At 70.1% G+C, this 16,253-nt stretch carries 17 protein-coding genes; 10 read left to right on the top strand and 7 right to left on the bottom strand.

The window, feature by feature from the left end; all coding sequences use genetic code 11:
• Window positions 1-59: 59 nt before the first annotated feature.
• On the top strand, window positions 60-428 hold the full coding sequence (locus ACZ6S8_RS09780; protein WP_469454092.1) for a cyclophilin-like fold protein: 369 nt from the start codon (window positions 60-62) through the stop codon (window positions 426-428).
• A gap of 77 nt (window positions 429-505) precedes the next feature.
• Here the strand turns inward: ACZ6S8_RS09780 and hisC are convergent, their stop codons facing one another.
• Window positions 506-1,585, bottom strand: coding sequence for a histidinol-phosphate transaminase (hisC, locus tag ACZ6S8_RS09775; protein ID WP_469454090.1), 1,080 nt, complete (start codon window positions 1,583-1,585; stop codon window positions 506-508).
• A 361-nt stretch (window positions 1,586-1,946) separates the two neighbouring features.
• On the opposite strand from hisC, the gene ACZ6S8_RS09770 reads away from it, so the two are divergent.
• The 3 genes from ACZ6S8_RS09770 (at window position 1,947) to ACZ6S8_RS09760 (ending at window position 5,414) form a co-directional block, all read left to right on the top strand.
• Entirely contained in the window at window positions 1,947-3,062 is a 1,116-nt protein-coding gene (locus ACZ6S8_RS09770; protein WP_383926413.1) for a LacI family DNA-binding transcriptional regulator, read from the top strand.
• 215 nt (window positions 3,063-3,277) lie between these two features.
• Window positions 3,278-4,453, top strand: a complete 1,176-nt coding sequence (locus ACZ6S8_RS09765; RefSeq protein ID WP_469454345.1) for a metallophosphoesterase — start codon at window positions 3,278-3,280, stop codon at window positions 4,451-4,453.
• 148 nt (window positions 4,454-4,601) lie between these two features.
• Window positions 4,602-5,414, top strand: coding sequence for a hypothetical protein (locus tag ACZ6S8_RS09760; protein WP_469454088.1), 813 nt, complete (start codon window positions 4,602-4,604; stop codon window positions 5,412-5,414).
• A gap of 79 nt (window positions 5,415-5,493) precedes the next feature.
• On the opposite strand, the gene ACZ6S8_RS09755 is transcribed toward ACZ6S8_RS09760, so the two are convergent.
• Both ACZ6S8_RS09755 and thiC read right to left on the bottom strand, forming a co-directional pair.
• Entirely contained in the window at window positions 5,494-6,570 is a 1,077-nt protein-coding gene (locus ACZ6S8_RS09755) for an aldo/keto reductase (RefSeq protein WP_469454343.1), read from the bottom strand.
• A 105-nt stretch (window positions 6,571-6,675) separates the two neighbouring features.
• Entirely contained in the window at window positions 6,676-8,463 is a 1,788-nt protein-coding gene (gene thiC / locus ACZ6S8_RS09750; protein WP_469454086.1) for a phosphomethylpyrimidine synthase ThiC, read from the bottom strand.
• Between the two features lie 212 nt (window positions 8,464-8,675).
• Between thiC and ACZ6S8_RS09745 the strand changes: the two genes are divergently transcribed.
• Window positions 8,676-10,067 carry a YibE/F family protein gene (locus ACZ6S8_RS09745; RefSeq protein ID WP_469454085.1) on the top strand — a complete coding sequence of 464 codons (1,392 nt, stop codon included), beginning with the start codon at window positions 8,676-8,678 and terminating at the stop codon, window positions 10,065-10,067.
• A 145-nt stretch (window positions 10,068-10,212) separates the two neighbouring features.
• On the opposite strand, the gene ACZ6S8_RS09740 is transcribed toward ACZ6S8_RS09745, so the two are convergent.
• From ACZ6S8_RS09740 to ACZ6S8_RS09725, 4 genes are all read right to left on the bottom strand, one after another.
• Window positions 10,213-10,662 (bottom strand): SsgA family sporulation/cell division regulator, encoded by a 450-nt coding sequence (locus ACZ6S8_RS09740; protein ID WP_384027598.1) that lies wholly within the window; start codon window positions 10,660-10,662, stop codon window positions 10,213-10,215.
• Between the two features lie 96 nt (window positions 10,663-10,758).
• Window positions 10,759-11,505: an IclR family transcriptional regulator gene (locus ACZ6S8_RS09735; RefSeq protein WP_469454082.1), complete on the bottom strand. Its 747-nt coding sequence runs from the start codon at window positions 11,503-11,505 to the stop codon at window positions 10,759-10,761.
• Window positions 11,506-11,788: 283 nt separating this feature from the next.
• Window positions 11,789-12,013: a DUF5326 family protein gene (locus tag ACZ6S8_RS09730; protein WP_469454342.1), complete on the bottom strand. Its 225-nt coding sequence runs from the start codon at window positions 12,011-12,013 to the stop codon at window positions 11,789-11,791.
• A gap of 146 nt (window positions 12,014-12,159) precedes the next feature.
• Window positions 12,160-12,477, bottom strand: a complete 318-nt coding sequence (locus ACZ6S8_RS09725; RefSeq protein WP_469454080.1) for a cupin domain-containing protein — start codon at window positions 12,475-12,477, stop codon at window positions 12,160-12,162.
• Between the two features lie 89 nt (window positions 12,478-12,566).
• Here ACZ6S8_RS09725 and ACZ6S8_RS09720 point away from each other — a divergent pair, with 89 nt between their 5' ends.
• The 5 genes from ACZ6S8_RS09720 (at window position 12,567) to ACZ6S8_RS09700 (ending at window position 16,211) form a co-directional block, all read left to right on the top strand.
• The gene (locus tag ACZ6S8_RS09720; protein WP_469454078.1) at window positions 12,567-12,947 is read left to right on the top strand and encodes a phage holin family protein; all 381 of its coding nucleotides are present in this window, start codon (window positions 12,567-12,569) and stop codon (window positions 12,945-12,947) included.
• 59 nt (window positions 12,948-13,006) lie between these two features.
• Window positions 13,007-13,447: a low molecular weight protein-tyrosine-phosphatase gene (locus ACZ6S8_RS09715; protein WP_469454076.1), complete on the top strand. Its 441-nt coding sequence runs from the start codon at window positions 13,007-13,009 to the stop codon at window positions 13,445-13,447.
• The gene (locus tag ACZ6S8_RS09710) at window positions 13,444-14,589 is read left to right on the top strand and encodes a cystathionine gamma-lyase (protein WP_469454074.1); all 1,146 of its coding nucleotides are present in this window, start codon (window positions 13,444-13,446) and stop codon (window positions 14,587-14,589) included. The genes ACZ6S8_RS09715 and ACZ6S8_RS09710 overlap by 4 nt, the downstream gene beginning before the upstream one ends.
• Window positions 14,590-14,765: 176 nt before the next feature.
• On the top strand, window positions 14,766-15,671 hold the full coding sequence (locus tag ACZ6S8_RS09705; RefSeq protein ID WP_469454072.1) for a LysR family transcriptional regulator: 906 nt from the start codon (window positions 14,766-14,768) through the stop codon (window positions 15,669-15,671).
• A 60-nt stretch (window positions 15,672-15,731) separates the two neighbouring features.
• A complete protein-coding gene (locus tag ACZ6S8_RS09700; RefSeq protein WP_469454070.1) occupies window positions 15,732-16,211 on the top strand; it encodes an NUDIX domain-containing protein in 480 nt (159 codons plus the stop codon).
• The last annotated feature ends 42 nt before the right edge of the window (window positions 16,212-16,253 follow it).

Below are 16,253 nucleotides of genomic sequence, written 5' to 3'. Positions count from 1 at the left end.
TCGATCTCCGAAGGGGGGTACCCCTAGCCAACAACTTCAACAGATTGTTGAATGCGGCCATGCAGATACGAATCTCCTGGCCCGCCGGGCAGCTCACGGCCACCCTGGACGAGACCCCGACCAGCAAGGCGCTGGCCGAGGCCCTTCCGATCTCCGCCTCCGCCAATCTCTGGGGCGAGGAGGTCTACTTCGACACCGGCGTGTCCGTGGCCCTGGAGCACGACGCCCGGCAGGTCGTGGACCCGGGAACCATCGCCTTCTGGACCGAGGGCGACGCGCTTGCGCTGCCCTTCGGCCCCACACCCATCTCGCGTGGTGGCGAGAGCCGCCTGGCGAGCCCCTGCAACGTCCTCGGCTCGTTCGACGGCGACCCCCGCCAGCTGTCCACCGTCCGCGAGGGCGACCCCGTCCGCGTGGAACTGGCCTAGCGAACGGGCCCGGCCCGCCCGTCAAGGCGCATGGGCCGGCACACCGGCCGCATCGGCCGGCGAACCGCCCGGCCCACCTACAGCTCCTTGAAGAACGCCCCCGCCGTGTGCAGGAAGAGGTCGTTCGCCTCGGTCTCACCGATCGTGACCCGCAGGCCCTCACCCGCGAAGGGCCGGACCACCACACCGGCCTTCTCGCAGGCCGCCGCGAAGTCGGCGGTCCGCTCCCCCAGACGCATCCACACGAAGTTCGCCTGCGTGTCCGGGACCGTCCAGCCCTGCGCGAGCAGCGTCTCGTGCACCCGTGCGCGCTCGCCCACCAGTGCCCCGACCCGGCCCATCAGCTCGTCCTCGGCGCGCAGCGAGGCCACCGCCGCGTCCTGGGCGAGCTGGCTGACCCCGAAGGGCACCGCCGTCTTGCGCAGCGCGGCGGCCACCGGCTCGTGCGCCACCGCGAAACCGACACGCAGGCCGGCCAGGCCGTACGCCTTGGAGAACGTACGCAGCACGGCGACGTTGGGGCGGTCGCGGTACAGCTCGATGCCGTCCGGCACGTCCGTGTCGCGCACGAACTCGCGGTACGCCTCATCCAGCACCACCAGGACGTCCGAGGGCACCCGGTCCAGGAACCGCTCCAGCTCGGCGCGGCGCACCGCGGTGCCGGTGGGGTTGTTGGGGTTGCAGACGAAGATCAGCCGGGTTCGCTCGGTGATCGCGTCGGCCATCGCGTCCAGATCGTGCACGTCACCGTCGGTGAGCGGGACCTCCACGGAGGTCGCACCCGAGATCCGCACGATGATCGGGTAAGCCTCGAAGGAGCGCCACGCGTAGATGACCTCGTCGCCCGGGCCGGCGGTCGACTGGATCAGCGACTGGGCCACGCCCACCGAGCCCGTGCCGGTGGCGATGTGCTCGACGGGCACCCCGAACCGCTCCGCGAGCTCGTTCACGAGCCCGGTGCAGGCCATGTCCGGGTAGCGGTTGAAGTTGCCGGCAGCGGCGACCGCGCTCTCCAGCACCCCGCGCAACGGCGGGTACGGGTTCTCGTTCGACGACAGCTTGTACGCGACGGCTCCGCCCGCGGCCGCCGGCTTGCCGGGCTTGTATGTCGGAATGCCGTCCAGCTCGGCGCGCAGCCTCGGGCTCTTCTCGCTCACCGCAGGTCCTCCTCGACCGTCCCGTACGACGTCGCCGCCGACTCAATACTGCTCACCTTATGAGGATTCCTCGCTCACGAGAATGGGGGCGCCTGGAATGCGGGGGAGCGCGCGCATATATGCGCGCGCCGGTGGCCTGCGCCGTGGCGCGCATCCCTCGTGCAGGTGAGTTGAGACCGGTCCGGCACCACACCGTTTTGGCATGCCCGGTCCCGCCGACAAGCGCCCCACCCTTCCCTCTCCCTCAAACACCTTCATTTCCAAGGTCATTGGGGGTGGCGAACCATGCAGAAACGTGCCTGTCAACGCGTGCATATGCACCCGGACCACGCACCCCGCCGAGCCCTACTATCGGCTCGCCATGACAGCAGCAGGGAAGCATCAGGTGAGCCGGACCGAGACCACCCGGCGACCGGCCGGCCGACAGGGCCGGGCCGGCATCAGGGACGTGGCCGCCGCAGCGGGCGTCTCCATCACGACCGTCTCCGACGCGCTCAATGGCAAGGGGCGGCTGCCGGACGCCACCCGCCGCCACGTTCGCGAGGTCGCCGACCGGCTGGGCTACCGCCCGTCCGCCGCCGCCCGCACCCTCCGTACCGGAAAGTCGGGCCTGATCGGCCTGACCGTGACGACGTACGGGGATGAACCTTTCACCTTCACCGAATTCGCCTACTTCGCCGAGATGGCCCGGGCCGCGACCTCGGCAGCGCTCGCGCGCGGCTACGCCCTCGTCATCCTCCCCGCCACCTCCCGACACGACGTGTGGTCCAACGTCGCCCTCGACGGCACCGTCGTCATCGACCCCTCGGACCACGATCCCGTCGTCACCGAACTGGTCCGCCAGGGCCTGCCCGTCGTCTCCGACGGCCGCCCGGCAGGCTCCCTCCCCGTCACCGCCTGGGTCGACAACGACCACGAGGCGGCCGTACTCAACCTGCTCGACCACCTCGCCGCCGCCGGCGCCCGCCGGATCGGACTCCTGACCGGCACCACCACCGACACCTACACCCGGCTCTCGACCACCGCTTACCTGAGCTGGTGCGAGCGGGTCGGCCAGGACCCCGTCTACGAGTCCTACCCCGCCCACGACCCGTGCGCGGGCGCGGTCGCCGCCGACCGGCTCCTCGCCCGCCCCGACCGGCCCGACGCCGTGTACGGGCTCTTCGACCCCAACGGCACCGATCTCCTCGCCGCCGCCCGGCGGTACGGGCTGCGCGTCCCCGAGGACCTGCTGCTCGTCTGCTGCAGCGAGTCCACCGTGTACGCCAACACCGAACCGCCCATCACCACGCTCTCCCTCAAACCGCGCCGCATCGGCACCGCCGTCGTGCAGTTGCTGATCGACGCGATCGAGGGGGTCGACACCGGACGCCCCGTCGAACAGGTCGTCCCGACCGAACTGATCATCCGCACCTCTTCGCAGCGCAGGCAGCCCCGCACCACCGTCAGCCCACCCCGTTCACCGGCCCAGGACTGACCTCCACCTCGCCCCGAAACGCGACCGAAGGCCCCGTCAAAGATTTCACCCACACCGATATCGGGAGAAAACGGCAGGAAGGATCGGCTCCGGAAAGGATTCACCACCCCTGGTGCGTCACAGAGCGCGAGCCGCATTCCTATGATGGGCGCACGACATCACGGACCCTCCTCCCCGGAGGTCAGGAGGGTCCGCAGGTGTACGACAGCGCGACGGTGGTGGAGGGGTCGATGACTCAGGGGGCCGGTCAGGGACCCGCGATGCGGACGGAGACGCTGCGGGACTTCCGAGTTCCGGTCACCGAGCCCGCCCCGTACGAGGTGGCCGAGGGGTTTGCCCGAGAGCAACCCGTCTACGGCTCGTATCCCGCGTACTACGCAGACCGGGCCGTGCCCGCGGGCGCCGTGCCCGGACCTGCGATGTCCCACGAGCCCGAGCCGGACGATCCCGAGGGCTACACGCCGACCCAGCGCGACCTGCCCGTCATCGGGCGCGGCGCGGCCGGCGGCGGCCCCGGGGACACCGTCCAGATCCACTACGTCCCCCAGGAGACCGCTCCCGACGGCCCCGGACCGCTCTACGTGGTCGGCGACGTCCACGGCTACCTCGACGAGCTCGTCACCGAACTCGGCGCCCAGGGCCTGATCGACGCGGAACGCCGCTGGTCCGCCGGGAACGCCCGGCTCTGGTTCCTCGGCGACTTCACCGACCGCGGCCCCGACGGCATCGGCGTCATCGACCTCGTCATGCGGCTGTCCGCCGAGGCGGCCGCCGCGGGCGGCTACTGCAAGGCGCTCATGGGCAACCACGAGCTCCTGCTCATCGGCGCGAAGCGGTTCGGCGACACTCCGGTCGCCTCCGGCGCCGGCACCGCCACCTTCCAGGCCGCGTGGCTGCTCAACGGCGGCCAGCGCACCGACATGGAGCGCCTGCAGGACGTGCACCTGCAGTGGATGTCGCGGCTGGACGCGGCCGTCCTCGAAGAGGACCACCTGCTGCTGCACTCCGACACCACGGCATACCTCGACTACGGCGACTCGATCGAGGACGTCAACGACACCATCCACGAGCTGCTCAACCGCAACGACGCCGACATCACCTGGGACCTGTTCCGCAAGTTCACCAAGCGGTTCGCCTTCCGCGACGAGGACACGGGCCCCCAGGCCGTACGCGAACTGCTCGGCACCTACGGCGGCAGTCGCGTCGTCCACGGCCACAGCCCGATCCCGTACCTCCTCGGCGAAGTGGGCACGGAGGACGGCGACTCGGCCCGCGGCCCCGAGGCGGTGGACGGCCCGCACGTGTACGCCGAAGGGCTCGCCATCGCCATGGACGGCGGGGTGACGATGGCGGGCAAACTGCTGGTCGTGCAACTTCCGTTGAACAACTGAGCGTTACCGCGGCAGGCTATTTCCGGAAAGCCCCTGTCAACCGGTGGCGGTGGCGCTCTACCATCGCTCTATCCGTAGCAGGCTCTCCTCCGTTTGTGCCGGCGCCCGGGTCTACGCGGGCATACCGGCTTCTACGGAGCATCGGGGGATGCACATGACCAGCGCTCCGCACCTGCTGACCGAAGACCGACCGGAATTCGAGCGCCTCCTCGACGAGGCGCTGCGCACAGCACCCGAGCGTCCCGAGCTCGCCACCCTCGGCGAGCGACTGAACGCCGAACAGCTGCGCACCATGGCCATGGGGGCCAGTGCGCTGCTGTCGGCCGCCGCCGCGGCCGAATACGACCACTACGTCAAGATCCGCGCGGAACGGCGCGACGAGCTCCTCTCCACCCCCGGATCATCGGGTGAGGAGATCGGCGGACAGGGCGGCGACGGGGCCGGAGCGGGCGCCGTCATCGCGGTCCTCGCACCGGTACTGGCGGGCACCGCCATGCTGATCTTCCTGCTCGTGGGCTACAGCCTGAAAATGATCGAGCCGGAACCCGCTTTCGCCGAAACCATGCTGACGGCGGGTTGGCTCTTCGGCGCGCTCACCGTGGCCGGCCTGCTGTACGCCGTGATCGCCCTGTTGGTGACCGCCGTCCGCAACAGCTCGACCGAGGTCGTGGCCGACGAGTCCGAGGCGGTACCCGACGAGGTGGCCCGGGCGCGCGAGGCCTGGCGTCATGCACTGCTGGAGCGCGGCATCATGCCGTTCCTCCGCGATGCGCTCGCCGACCCGAGTGCGGGTCCGGGCTTCCCGCTCCCGCGCGGGCGCGGCACCCGGATTCCCAGCCTCGGCTACACGGCTCCCGATTTCACCAGTCCGGGTGCCCCTGCCGAGGGGCCCGCGCCCGGCTACTCGCCCCCGGACTTCACGAGCCCGGACTTCGGCGGACCGGAGCACGATCCGAAGTGACGCGTCCGCCCGTGCGTGGGCCGTCCCCACCACGTCTCCTGTTTCACGTGAAACATCGGCCCGGAGGGGGCGGCGCCCGCTAAGACACGCCCTGGCCTGCGGCCCGTTCCCCCGGCGGCCGCCTCCGCCGGGCGGGGTCGGCCAGGGACGGCGGTCGCCATACCCCGTCCGGCTGGTAGAGGTTCCGGCCCGGGGGGACGATCTCATCGATCCGGTCGAGCACCGCGTCGTCCAGCAGCACCCCGGCACCCTTCACCAGCGCCTGCAGCTGCTCCATGGTCCGCGGCCCGATGATCACCGACGTGACCGCGGGGTGCGCCACCGGGAAGGCGACGGCGAGCTCCGGCAGGGTGCAGCCGATGGACTCGGCCAGCGCGACCAGTTCCTCCACCGCCTCCAGCTTCCCGACATTGCCGGCGATCGCCGGGTCGAAGCGGCCGGGCGTCAGCGCCGCCCGGCCGGAGGTCAGGTCGACGGGCTCCCCCAGGCGGTACCTGCCGCTGAGGAACCCGGAGGCGAGCGGGCTCCACGTCAGTACGCCCATCCCGTACCGCTGGGCGACCGGCAGGACATCGGCCTCGACGCCGCGCGCGAGGAGCGAGTACGGGGGCTGCTCGGTCCGGAACCGCGGCAGCGCCCGCCGTTCGGCGGCGTGGTGCGCCTCGACGAGCTCCTCGGCGGGGAACGTGGAACAGCCGAACGCCCTGATCTTCCCGGCACGGACGAGGTCGCCGAGGACGGACAGGGTCTCCTCGATGTCCGTCGCGTGGTCGGGGCGGTGCACCTGGTAGAGATCGATCCACTCGGTGTCCAGCCGCCGCAGGCTGTCCTCCACGGCGCGGACGATCCAGCGCCGCGAGTTGCCGCTGCGGTTGCGCCCCTCACCGGGCTGTCCCTCGCCCATGTGGAAGTGGACCTTCGTGGCGAGGACCACGTCGTCGCGCCGGCCCTTGAGCGCCTTGCCGACGATCTCCTCGGACTCACCGCCGGAGTACATGTCCGCGGTGTCGACGAAGTTGATGCCCTGGTCGAGCGCGGCGTGGATGATCCGTTCGCACTCCCGGTGGTCCGGGTTGCCCACCGAGCCGAACATCATCGTGCCGAGGCAGTGGACGCTGACCTCCATGCCGGTCCCGCCGAGAAATCGGTATCTCATGGTCATGCGCCCGCACTCTAGGAGTTCGAGCACGCTCCAGCGCAAGGGGCTGCAAGCGTCGCCGCGTGCGCAACCGCGCTCGGGGCGACGCCTTCTGCCGGTGCGTCAGTCGGCGAGCGGCAGATAGACCCGGTTGCCCGCGGCCGCGAACTCGGCGGACTTCTCCGCCATGCCCGCCTGGATCTCCTCCGCCTTGAGGTCCCCGCCGTGCTGGCGGCGGATGTCCTGCGAGATCTTCATGGAGCAGAACTTGGGACCGCACATGGAGCAGAAGTGCGCGGTCTTGGCCGGCTCGGCCGGAAGGGTCTCGTCGTGGAACTCCCGGGCGGTGTCCGGGTCGAGGGCCAGGTTGAACTGGTCCTCCCAGCGGAACTCGAAGCGGGCGTCCGACAGCGCGTCGTCCCACTCCTGGGCTCCGGGGTGGCCCTTGGCCAGGTCCGCAGCGTGCGCCGCGATCTTGTACGTGATGACACCGGTCTTCACGTCGTCCCGGTTGGGCAGGCCCAGGTGCTCCTTGGGCGTGACGTAGCAGAGCATCGCAGTGCCCCACCAGGCGATCATCGCGGCGCCGATGCCCGAGGTGATGTGGTCGTACGCGGGCGCCACATCGGTGGTCAGCGGGCCGAGCGTGTAGAACGGCGCCTCCTCGCAGATCTCCTGCTGGAGGTCGATGTTCTCCTTGATCTTGTGCATCGGGACGTGACCCGGACCCTCGATCATGGTCTGGACGTTGTGCCGCTTGGCGATCGTGTTCAGCTCGCCCAGCGTCTTGAGCTCGGCGAACTGTGCGGCGTCGTTGGCGTCCGCGATGGACCCGGGGCGCAGGCCGTCTCCCAGCGAGTACGTGACGTCGTACGTCGCGAGGATGTCGCAGAGCTCCTCGAAGTTCGTGTAGAGGAAGTTCTCCTTGTGGTGCGCCAGGCACCACGCGGCCATGATCGAGCCGCCGCGCGAGACGATGCCGGTCTTGCGGCGGGCGGTCAGCGGCACGTAGGGGAGCAGCACGCCGGCGTGGACCGTCATGTAGTCGACGCCCTGCTCGGCCTGCTCGATGACCGTGTCCTTGTAGATCTCCCAGGTCAGGTCCTCGGCACGGCCGTCGACCTTCTCCAGCGCCTGGTAGAGCGGCACGGTGCCGATCGGGACGGGAGAGTTGCGCAGCACCCACTCGCGCGTGGTGTGGATGTTGCGGCCCGTCGAGAGGTCCATGACCGTGTCGGCGCCCCACTTGGTCGCCCACGTCATCTTGTCGACCTCCTCCTCGATGGAGGAGGTGACCGCGGAGTTGCCGATGTTGGCGTTGACCTTCACCAGGAACCGCTTGCCGATGATCATCGGCTCGATCTCGGGGTGGTTCACGTTGACCGGGAGAACCGCGCGGCCCGCGGCGATCTCCTCGCGGACCACCTCGGGGGAGACGTTCTCGCGGATCGCGACGTACTCCATCTCCGGGGTGATCTCGCCGCGCCGGGCGTACGCGAGCTGCGTGACGGCGGCGCCGCCGCGGCCCCGACGGGGCTGACGGGGCCGGCCCGGGAAGACCGCGTCGAGGTTCTTCAGGCCGCCGCGCGGCGACGTGTGCTTGATGCCGTCGTCCTCGGGGCGCGCGGGGCGTCCCGCGTACTCCTCGGTGTCTCCGCGCGCGATGATCCAGTTCTCGCGCAGCGGGGCGAGGCCCCGGCGGACGTCGGTCTCGATCTGCGGATCGGTGTACGGACCGGACGTGTCGTAGAGCGTCACGTCCTTGCCGTTGGTGAGGTGGACCTGGCGGACCGGCACCCGGAGGTCGGGGCGGGAGCCCGCCACGTACCCCTTGTGCCAGCCCGGCTGGCGCTCGGTCTGGCCGTCGGCGCCCTGGCTGACGGCAGGCGTGCGTGCGTCCTGAATGGTCATGAGACCTGATCTCCCTACGCCGGCATTACCCGGTAACAGGTTCGGCGGTCGACGCAGCCTCTTCCCGTGCGCATCGATCATGCGCGTACGGTGATCAGCGTCCTCTCAGCCCGGTGCTCCGAGCTCCCGCGTTGTGCAAAGGTGCCCCCACGCTAGCGTCATCTATGGCGTGCTGAACAGTGGGCCCCCTCATCTCTTGCGATGATCAGCCGGTGACGTCCTCGCCGCAGCCCCCCACCGAGCCCACAGATCCCACCGGCCACGCCGGCCATGCGCACACAGGCCACGGGTCCGCCGCCGGCCACTCCCACAGCCACGGCCACGGCCCGGCGGCCCCTGTCTCGAAGCACCTGCGCAAGGTCATCGCGGCCGTCCTGATCCCCTTCGCCACCGCCGTCTTCGTCGGCCTGGTGGTGCTCTGGCCGGGCGGCGCGCCCGGCCACGAGCGCACGGGGGTCGGCTTCGACCGGCAGACCCAGCAGGGCAAGGTCGTCTCGCTGGCGTTCGTCGACTGCAAATCCGTGAACGCCTCACAGGTACCGTCGACCGGAGACACGTCCACTCCGGAAGGCCGCGAGGCCGAGGCCGCGCAGACCGGCGAGTGCAAGAAGGCCACGGTCGAGGTCGGCAGCGGTCCGGACAAGGGCCGGACCTTCGTGGAGGTCGTGCAGCCAGGCGCGCCACGGCAGTTGGCGGACGGTCAGGAGGTGGTGGTCGCCTATGCTCCGGACGCCCCCCGCGACCTGCAGTACTCGGTGATCGACGTCAACCGGAAGTTCCCGATGGCGGTGCTGGCCGGCATCTTCGCGGTCGCGGTCGTCCTGGTCGGGCGGATGCGCGGGCTGTTCGCACTGATCGCGCTGGTCATCAGCTTCGGCGTGCTGACCCTCTTCATCCTCCCCGCCATTCTCCAGGGGTCGAACCCGCTGGTCGTGGCGATCGTGGGAGCGAGCGCGATCATGCTCATCGGGCTCTACATGTGCCACGGCCTGACCGCCAGGACCTCGGTCGCCGTCCTCGGCACTCTCGTCTCGCTGCTGCTGATCGGCCTGCTGGGCTCGGTGTTCATCGACTGGGCCTTCCTCAGCGGCAACACCGACGACAACACCGGTCTGATCCACGGCCTCTACCCCGACATCGACATGAGCGGTTTGCTGCTCGCAGGCGTGATCATCGGCTCGCTGGGCGTGCTCGACGACGTGACGGTCACCCAGACCTCTGCCGTCTGGGAACTGCACCAGGCCGACCCGTCAGCGGGGCCGCGCGGCCTCTACCGCGCCGCCATCCGGATCGGGCGGGACCACATCGCATCAGTCGTCAACACGCTGGTACTGGCCTACGCGGGTGCCGCGCTGCCCCTGCTCCTCCTGTTCTCCATCGCGAACAGCAGCATGGGTTCGGTGGCCAACAGCGAGCTGGTCGCGGCGGAGATCGTACGGACGCTCGTGGGCTCGATCGGGCTCGTGGCATCGGTCCCGGTGACGACTGCGCTCGCCGCGCTCGTCGTCTCCGCCGACCGCCCGGGATCCCCGACCACCGGTCCGGGCGCCGCGGCGAACCCGGTCCCGGCGCGCGGTGGTCGGGGCCGGCGGCGCAAGCGCTGAGGCGGGACGACCGGGTCGGCGGACGGATGGGACACCGCGCACCGCCGACGCGGCGGGCCAGGTCCCGCGCGGCGTCGGCCGACAACCTGTCCGTATTCCCGCTCGATGACTGTCAGTCACTGTTTCGCGGAGCAGCGCCGTCGTCTCAGCCGGCGTTCTGCTCGTTCTGCCGCGACTCGGCCAGGATCTTGCCGAGCGCCTCGTCGAGGTGCTCCTCGAAATCACCCAGATTCCTCTCCTGACCGAGCGGAACAAGCCGGTCGGTGCGGTCGAGGAACGCGACGAGGGGCGCCGCGCTCGCACGGAACAACGCCCGGTCGCCACCCACCTGCAGACGGATGTGGACGTCGGACAGCTCCTCCGGGTCGGAAGGCGCGATGTGCACATCGCCTTCACCGCAGGGCTTGTTGATGCCGTCGAGAAGGAGCTCCCGGCCGAACGCCCAGGTCACGGGCGCATCTCCCGGAAGGTGGAAGGTAAGGCGGACTGCGTACGGATCACGAGCGTCGTACCGGAGTTCCACCGGAATCCGGAACGAGAGCTCCTCGGAAACGAGGAAGTTCATCATGACCTCTGCCTGCACCGACTCGCGCATTGCCTACCCCGCTGTTGTGGAAGTGGCCAGGAATGGTCCCCAAGGGCCTCTTGACAAGAGTGGTGGAAGCGCTTGCAGATCACAAGGAGTGAGTTTTCAGATACTGATAGAGAACGAGAGGGTGCTCAACAGCGCGCCTACTTCACTCCGTAGTCGATCAATTGCAGACAGCAATCGACTTTCCTGGTGCAGAGGGAGAGAAATGGCCACGGTTGCGGGGGCATCTCCGGCCGCGATCGGAATGGCTGCGCACACGGTGCCGAGGGAGTACTCCTGACGCTCGGTGACGGGACGCATTCGTTCGAGGGACCCGATCCGGTACTCCAGGGAGCGCAGATCCTGAACGGTGTAGGGGGTGATGGCCTCGACCGGATGGCGGTCGTAGTAGTCCTGGCGCGACTTCTCGTCGAGCTGGCCGAGCAGGCACTGGCCGATGGCATGAGCGTGCCCGGTGGCGCGGAAGTCGGCCCACTCCTCGCAGGCGGGGCTGGCCGGGGTGTCCGAGACGCCCACGACCTCGATCTCCCCCTCGCGGTAGACCGCGAAGTAGACCGGGGCCCCGACCGCGTCGCGGAAGTGGGCGAGGGAGTCGAGGATCATGCTGCGACGTTTCTGCTGGATCCCGCCACAGGCCAGACGGGCAGCCGCGTCACCGAGTACGAAGACCCCGTTCTCCCGGCGCAGGTAGCCCTCGTGCGTCAGGGTGCGCAGCAGGTGGTACGCGGTGGGGAGCGGGAGCCCGGCCTCACGCGCCAGCTGTTTCGCCGGGGCTCCCCCGCTGTGGGACCCCACGGCTTCGAGCAGCCTCAACGCCCGCTGCACAGAACCGATCAGCGTCGGCACACCGCCGTTGTGAACCGTGGACAAAGCTCACCCCCAGGCGTGGCGGCGGGCCTTCGGGGAGGCCCGCCCTGCGGGGGCCGCCCCCGCGCGTGCCGCGGCTCCTGGGGTCGTGCTCGGCGTGTGCATTGACGTCACCGCTGGTCGGGGCGGCGTTACCGGCTTTTCGGGTGCCCAGGGAACGGCACAGATTGCCACTCTATCCACCGGTTCCCGGGGTGCGAGCGGTTTCGGGCCTTGCGTTCCCTCGCCTGGCTCAATCCCGGAACGGCACCGGCCGGACCTCCTACCACTCCCGGGTGGAGGACTTCGAGCCGCCGCCGACCTTCTTCACCACGAAGACGAGACCGCCGACGAGGGCGGCGAACAGGAGCAGCTTGAAGACGATCCCGATCAGGGCGCCGAGCACGCTGGTGATCACGCCGCCGAAGACGAACAGCGCCAGCAGCGGAACGGCGACCCACTTAACCCACCAGGGCATGCCTGCGAACGTCTCTCGGATGCCGTCCATGTCCTCGACCTCTTCTTCCTCGACCGTGACTTCCTGCACTCGATGCTAGGAGCCGGCCGCTTCCTGCGGGGGCCCGCGAGCCCCCGGAGTCCCCTGATCCGACCCCTAGGGGGATCAGGGGCGCGACCCTCAGCCGACGGCCCGGCTCAGCCCTCCGGCGGGGAGAACACCACCATCACCCGCAGGTCCTCGGTGATGTGGTGGAACTTGTGCGGCACCCCTGCGGGCACGTAGACGACGCTGCCGCGCGCCACCGTCGTCGTCTCCTCCCCGACCGTGATCGAGGCGCGGCCGCTCACGACGAAGTACACCTCGTCCTGGCGGTGCGGCGTCTGCGGATCGCTCCGCCCCGCGTCGAGCGCGTAGAGCCCGACCGACATGTTCCGCTCGCGCAGAAACTGCAGGTAGGCGCCGTCATTGGCAGCCCGCTCCGCTTCGAGCTCGTCCAGCCGGAAGGCCTTCATCGTCCTCGTGCCCCTTGTGGTCGGTCGCGCCTTCGCATCCGCTGATCTGCGGATGTCCCGCCGGGATCTTCTCTGCAACGATCAGACACATGACGAATTTCGTAGTCAAGACGCTCGCCAACGCGGCTGCACTGGCCGTCGCCATCTGGCTCCTTGCCGACATCACTCTGGACGACGGCAGCAGCCTCGGGAGACGGACCCTCACCCTCATTCTGGTCGCCCTGGTCTTCGGCCTGGTCAACTTCATCGTCAAGCCCGTGGTGAAGCTGCTCTCACTGCCGCTGTTCGTCGTCACCCTCGGCCTGTTCACCCTCGTCGTGAACGCCCTGATGCTGCTCCTGACCTCCTGGCTTGCCGAGCAGCTCGACCTGAGCTTCCACGTCGAGGGCTTCTGGACCGCATTCCTCGGCGGCCTCATCATCTCCGTCGTCTCCTGGGCCCTGAACATGGTCCTGCCCGACAAGAATTGAGCCGGCCTCCCGTGTACCGCGTGTGCTTCGTCTGTACGGGCAACATCTGCCGCTCGCCCATGGCCGAGTCCGTGTTCCGCGCCCGCGTCGCCGAGGCCGGGCTCGAAGGCCTGGTGGAGGTCGACAGCGCCGGCACCGGCGGCTGGCACGAGGGTGACGGCGCCGACCCGCGCACCGTGTCCGTCCTGGAGAACGCCGGGTACGCGCACGACCACCGGGCCCGGCAGTTCCGCTCCTCCTGGTTCGCCCGCCTCGACCTCGTCATCGCGCTCGACTCCGGGCACCTGCGGGACCTCCGGGCGCTGGCCCCCACGCCCGAGGACGCGGCCAAGGTCCGGCTGCTGCGGTCGTACGACCCCGCGGCCGGCGCGGAAACTGACGTACCCGACCCCTACTACGGCTCCCTCGACGGATTCGAGGAGTGCCTGAACCTGCTCGAGGCGGCGAGCCCCGGCCTGCTGGCCGCCGTACGCGAGGCCGTGAAGGAGCACACCGAGTGAACGACCACGACCGCAAGCCCCTGGGCGACGGCACCCTCGCCGTACGCGCCGGACTGCCCGAGCCCGTCAAGAACGAACCGACCCTCCCCGGGCCCGTCTTCGCCGCGCACTTCCACCTGCCCGGAGACGTCGAGGGCCCGTACACCTACGGCCGTGACACCAACCCCACCTGGACCCTGCTGGAGCGGGCCATCGGGGAGCTGGAGGCCCCCGGCCAGGACGTGCACACCGTCGTCTTCGCGTCCGGGATGGCGGCGATCTCCGCCGTCCTCCTCTCCCACGCGCACACCGGGGACACCGTCGTCCTGCCGGACGACGGCTACCAGGCCCTCCCGCTGCTGCGGGAACAGCTGGAGGCGTACGGGATCCGCGTCCGCACCGCCCCGACCGGCGGGGACGCACAGCTCGACGTCCTCGACGGCGCCCGGCTGCTGTGGATCGAGACCCCCTCCAACCCCGGCCTCGACGTCTGCGACGTCCGCCGCCTCGCGGACGCCGCACACGCCGGCGGGACACTGGTCGCCGTCGACAACACCCTCGCCACCCCGCTCGGCCAGCGTCCGCTGGAGCTCGGCGCGGACTTCTCCGTGGCCAGCGGTACCAAGGGCCTCACCGGCCACGGCGACCTGCTCCTCGGGTACGTCGTCTGCCGCGACCCGGAGCCGGCCGCGCGCGTCCGGAAGTGGCGGAAGATCGTCGGCGCCATCCCCGGACCGATGGAGGCCTGGCTGGCCCACCGCTCCCTGGCCACCATCCAGCTCCGCACGCAGCGCCAGGGGGAGAACGCCGTGGCCGTCGCCGAGGCGCTGGCCGGGCACGCCGACGTGACCGGGCTGCGCTATCCGGGCCTGGCCACCGACCCGTCCCACAAGACGGCCGCCCTCCAGATGCGGGGCTTCGGATCGGTGGTCTCCTTCACCCTCCCCGACCGGGCGCACGCCGAACGCTTCATGGAGGCTCTGCGCCTGGTCGAGGACGCCACGAGCTTCGGTGGAGTACGGTCCACGGCCGAGCGACGAGGGCGGTGGGGCGGCGACGCCGTGCCGGAGGGCTTCATCCGTTTCTCGGCCGGCGCCGAGGATACCGAGGATCTGGTCGCGGACGTCCTGCGCGCCCTCGTCATCGCAGGTGGCGGCAGCTGACGGCAGTACAGAAGGGCGGTCCGAGCCTCCCCCCTAGTGGCTCGGACCGCCCCGGGTTCCGCGCGCGAAGAACCACGCGACAAGGCTAGTTGACTCTTCGTCAGAGTCCAATCACGGTAACGACAGGTGCCTATCCGGATATTTATAGTTGTAGGCCCCCACCGAGAGGTGCTGCCGTGGACCTGGCCTTGCTGCGCACCTTCGTCGCCGTCCACCGGGCCGGGTCGTTCACCCGGGCCGCAGCGCTCCTCGGACTGTCGCAACCCGCCGTCACCTCCCAGATCCGCACCCTCGAACGGCAGCTCGGACGACCCCTGTTCCACCGTCGCGCACGCGGCGTCACGCCCACCGCGATCGGCGACGAGCTCGCCCACAAGGCCGCTCCCCACCTCGACGCCCTGCTGAGGATCACCGAGGCCGAACAGGACGCCGCGGGCGAGCTGCGCACCCTCCACCTCGCCGGACCGCCCGAGTTCCTGAGCCTGCGCGTACTCCCGGCCCTCGCGCCCCTCGTCGGCCGGGGCCACTCCCTGCGGACCACCTTCCGGACCGGGGCCGAGGAGACCCTCGACGGGCTGGCCGCCGGCCACCACGACCTCGTCGTCACCACCGCCCAGCCCCGCGGGGAGCTGTTCAGCGCCACCGCCCTGTGCGACGAGGAGCACGTCCTGGTCGCCGCCCCCTACTGGGCGGCCTTCGTCGATCCGGAACGGCTGCGCGCCGAAGGCCCGGCGGCGCTCGACGGCATCCCCCTGGTCGAGGTTCACGAGTCCCTGCCGCTCGTGACCCGCTACTGGGCCGCCGTGTTCGACACCGTGCCCGACGCCAGGCTCCCCGCCGCCACCGTGGTCGTGCCCGACCTGCGCGCCGTGCTCGAATGCGTCCGGGCCGGCGCGGGGCTCGCGGTCCTTCCGCGGTACCTGTGCCAGGAGGCCCTCGGCTCCGGAAGGATCGTGGCCCTGCCCGAGCCCGCGGTCCCTCCGTTGCGCACCTGGTTCCTGGTCGTACGGGCCGGCAGTCTCGCCCTCGCGCACCTCGCGAGGGCGCACGACAGCCTCCTGCACGCCGCCGTGCGCTGGTGAGCCCGCATTGATCCGGCCGTGGCGCGTTTCAGAAGCGGAGCCGTGGGCCACTCTTCTCCCATGACCGAACGTCCCGTGGTCAAACGCACCGCCCGCGCGATCCTGCTCGACGGTGACGACCTGATCCTCATCAAGCGCACCAAGCCAGGCGTCGATCCGTACTGGGTCACCCCCGGCGGGGGAGTCGAATCCTCGGACGCCACCGTCGTCGACGCCCTCCACCGAGAGGTCCACGAAGAACTCGGCGCGAAGATCACCGATGTGGTGCCCTGCTTCGTCGACACGGTCGAGCACATCGCCGAGCACGGCGTGACCGGCGTGAAGGTGCAGCACTTCTTCGTCTGCCACCTCGAATCGATGGACCCCGGTCAACGGCACGGACCCGAGATCGACGAGCCCGAGGGCGAGTACGAGATCGTCCGCGTGCCCTTCAGCCGGGTCGGCATCGCAGCCGTCCATCTCGTCCCGTTGTCCCTGCGGCACTACCTCGACGGCAACATCGAGGGTGTGCGCGCCATGCACGCCGCCGACCTGGGCTGACCCCGTCCCGCCGGCGGAGGCCTCGCGTCACCGCCGGCCCTT

The organism is Streptomyces sp. NPDC048461 (assembly GCF_055587105.1).
This window is presented reverse-complemented; position numbering and strand designations above follow the sequence as displayed.

What these genes read in the sequence shown, in the direction of transcription:
- ACZ6S8_RS09780 (WP_469454092.1), top strand. Translation starts at nt 60, where the DNA reads ATGCAGATACGAATCTCCTGGCCCGCCGGGCAGCTCACGGCCACCCTG.
- ACZ6S8_RS09770 (WP_383926413.1), top strand. Translation starts at nt 1,947, where the DNA reads ATGACAGCAGCAGGGAAGCATCAGGTGAGCCGGACCGAGACCACCCGG.
- ACZ6S8_RS09760 (WP_469454088.1), top strand. Translation starts at nt 4,602, where the DNA reads ATGCACATGACCAGCGCTCCGCACCTGCTGACCGAAGACCGACCGGAA.
- ACZ6S8_RS09755 (WP_469454343.1), bottom strand. Translation starts at nt 6,570, where the DNA reads ATGAGATACCGATTTCTCGGCGGGACCGGCATGGAGGTCAGCGTCCAC.
- thiC (WP_469454086.1), bottom strand. Translation starts at nt 8,463, where the DNA reads ATGACCATTCAGGACGCACGCACGCCTGCCGTCAGCCAGGGCGCCGAC.
- ACZ6S8_RS09740 (WP_384027598.1), bottom strand. Translation starts at nt 10,662, where the DNA reads ATGCGCGAGTCGGTGCAGGCAGAGGTCATGATGAACTTCCTCGTTTCC.
- ACZ6S8_RS09730 (WP_469454342.1), bottom strand. Translation starts at nt 12,013, where the DNA reads ATGGACGGCATCCGAGAGACGTTCGCAGGCATGCCCTGGTGGGTTAAG.
- ACZ6S8_RS09725 (WP_469454080.1), bottom strand. Translation starts at nt 12,477, where the DNA reads ATGAAGGCCTTCCGGCTGGACGAGCTCGAAGCGGAGCGGGCTGCCAAT.
- ACZ6S8_RS09720 (WP_469454078.1), top strand. Translation starts at nt 12,567, where the DNA reads ATGACGAATTTCGTAGTCAAGACGCTCGCCAACGCGGCTGCACTGGCC.
- ACZ6S8_RS09715 (WP_469454076.1), top strand. Translation starts at nt 13,007, where the DNA reads ATGGCCGAGTCCGTGTTCCGCGCCCGCGTCGCCGAGGCCGGGCTCGAA.
- ACZ6S8_RS09700 (WP_469454070.1), top strand. Translation starts at nt 15,732, where the DNA reads ATGACCGAACGTCCCGTGGTCAAACGCACCGCCCGCGCGATCCTGCTC.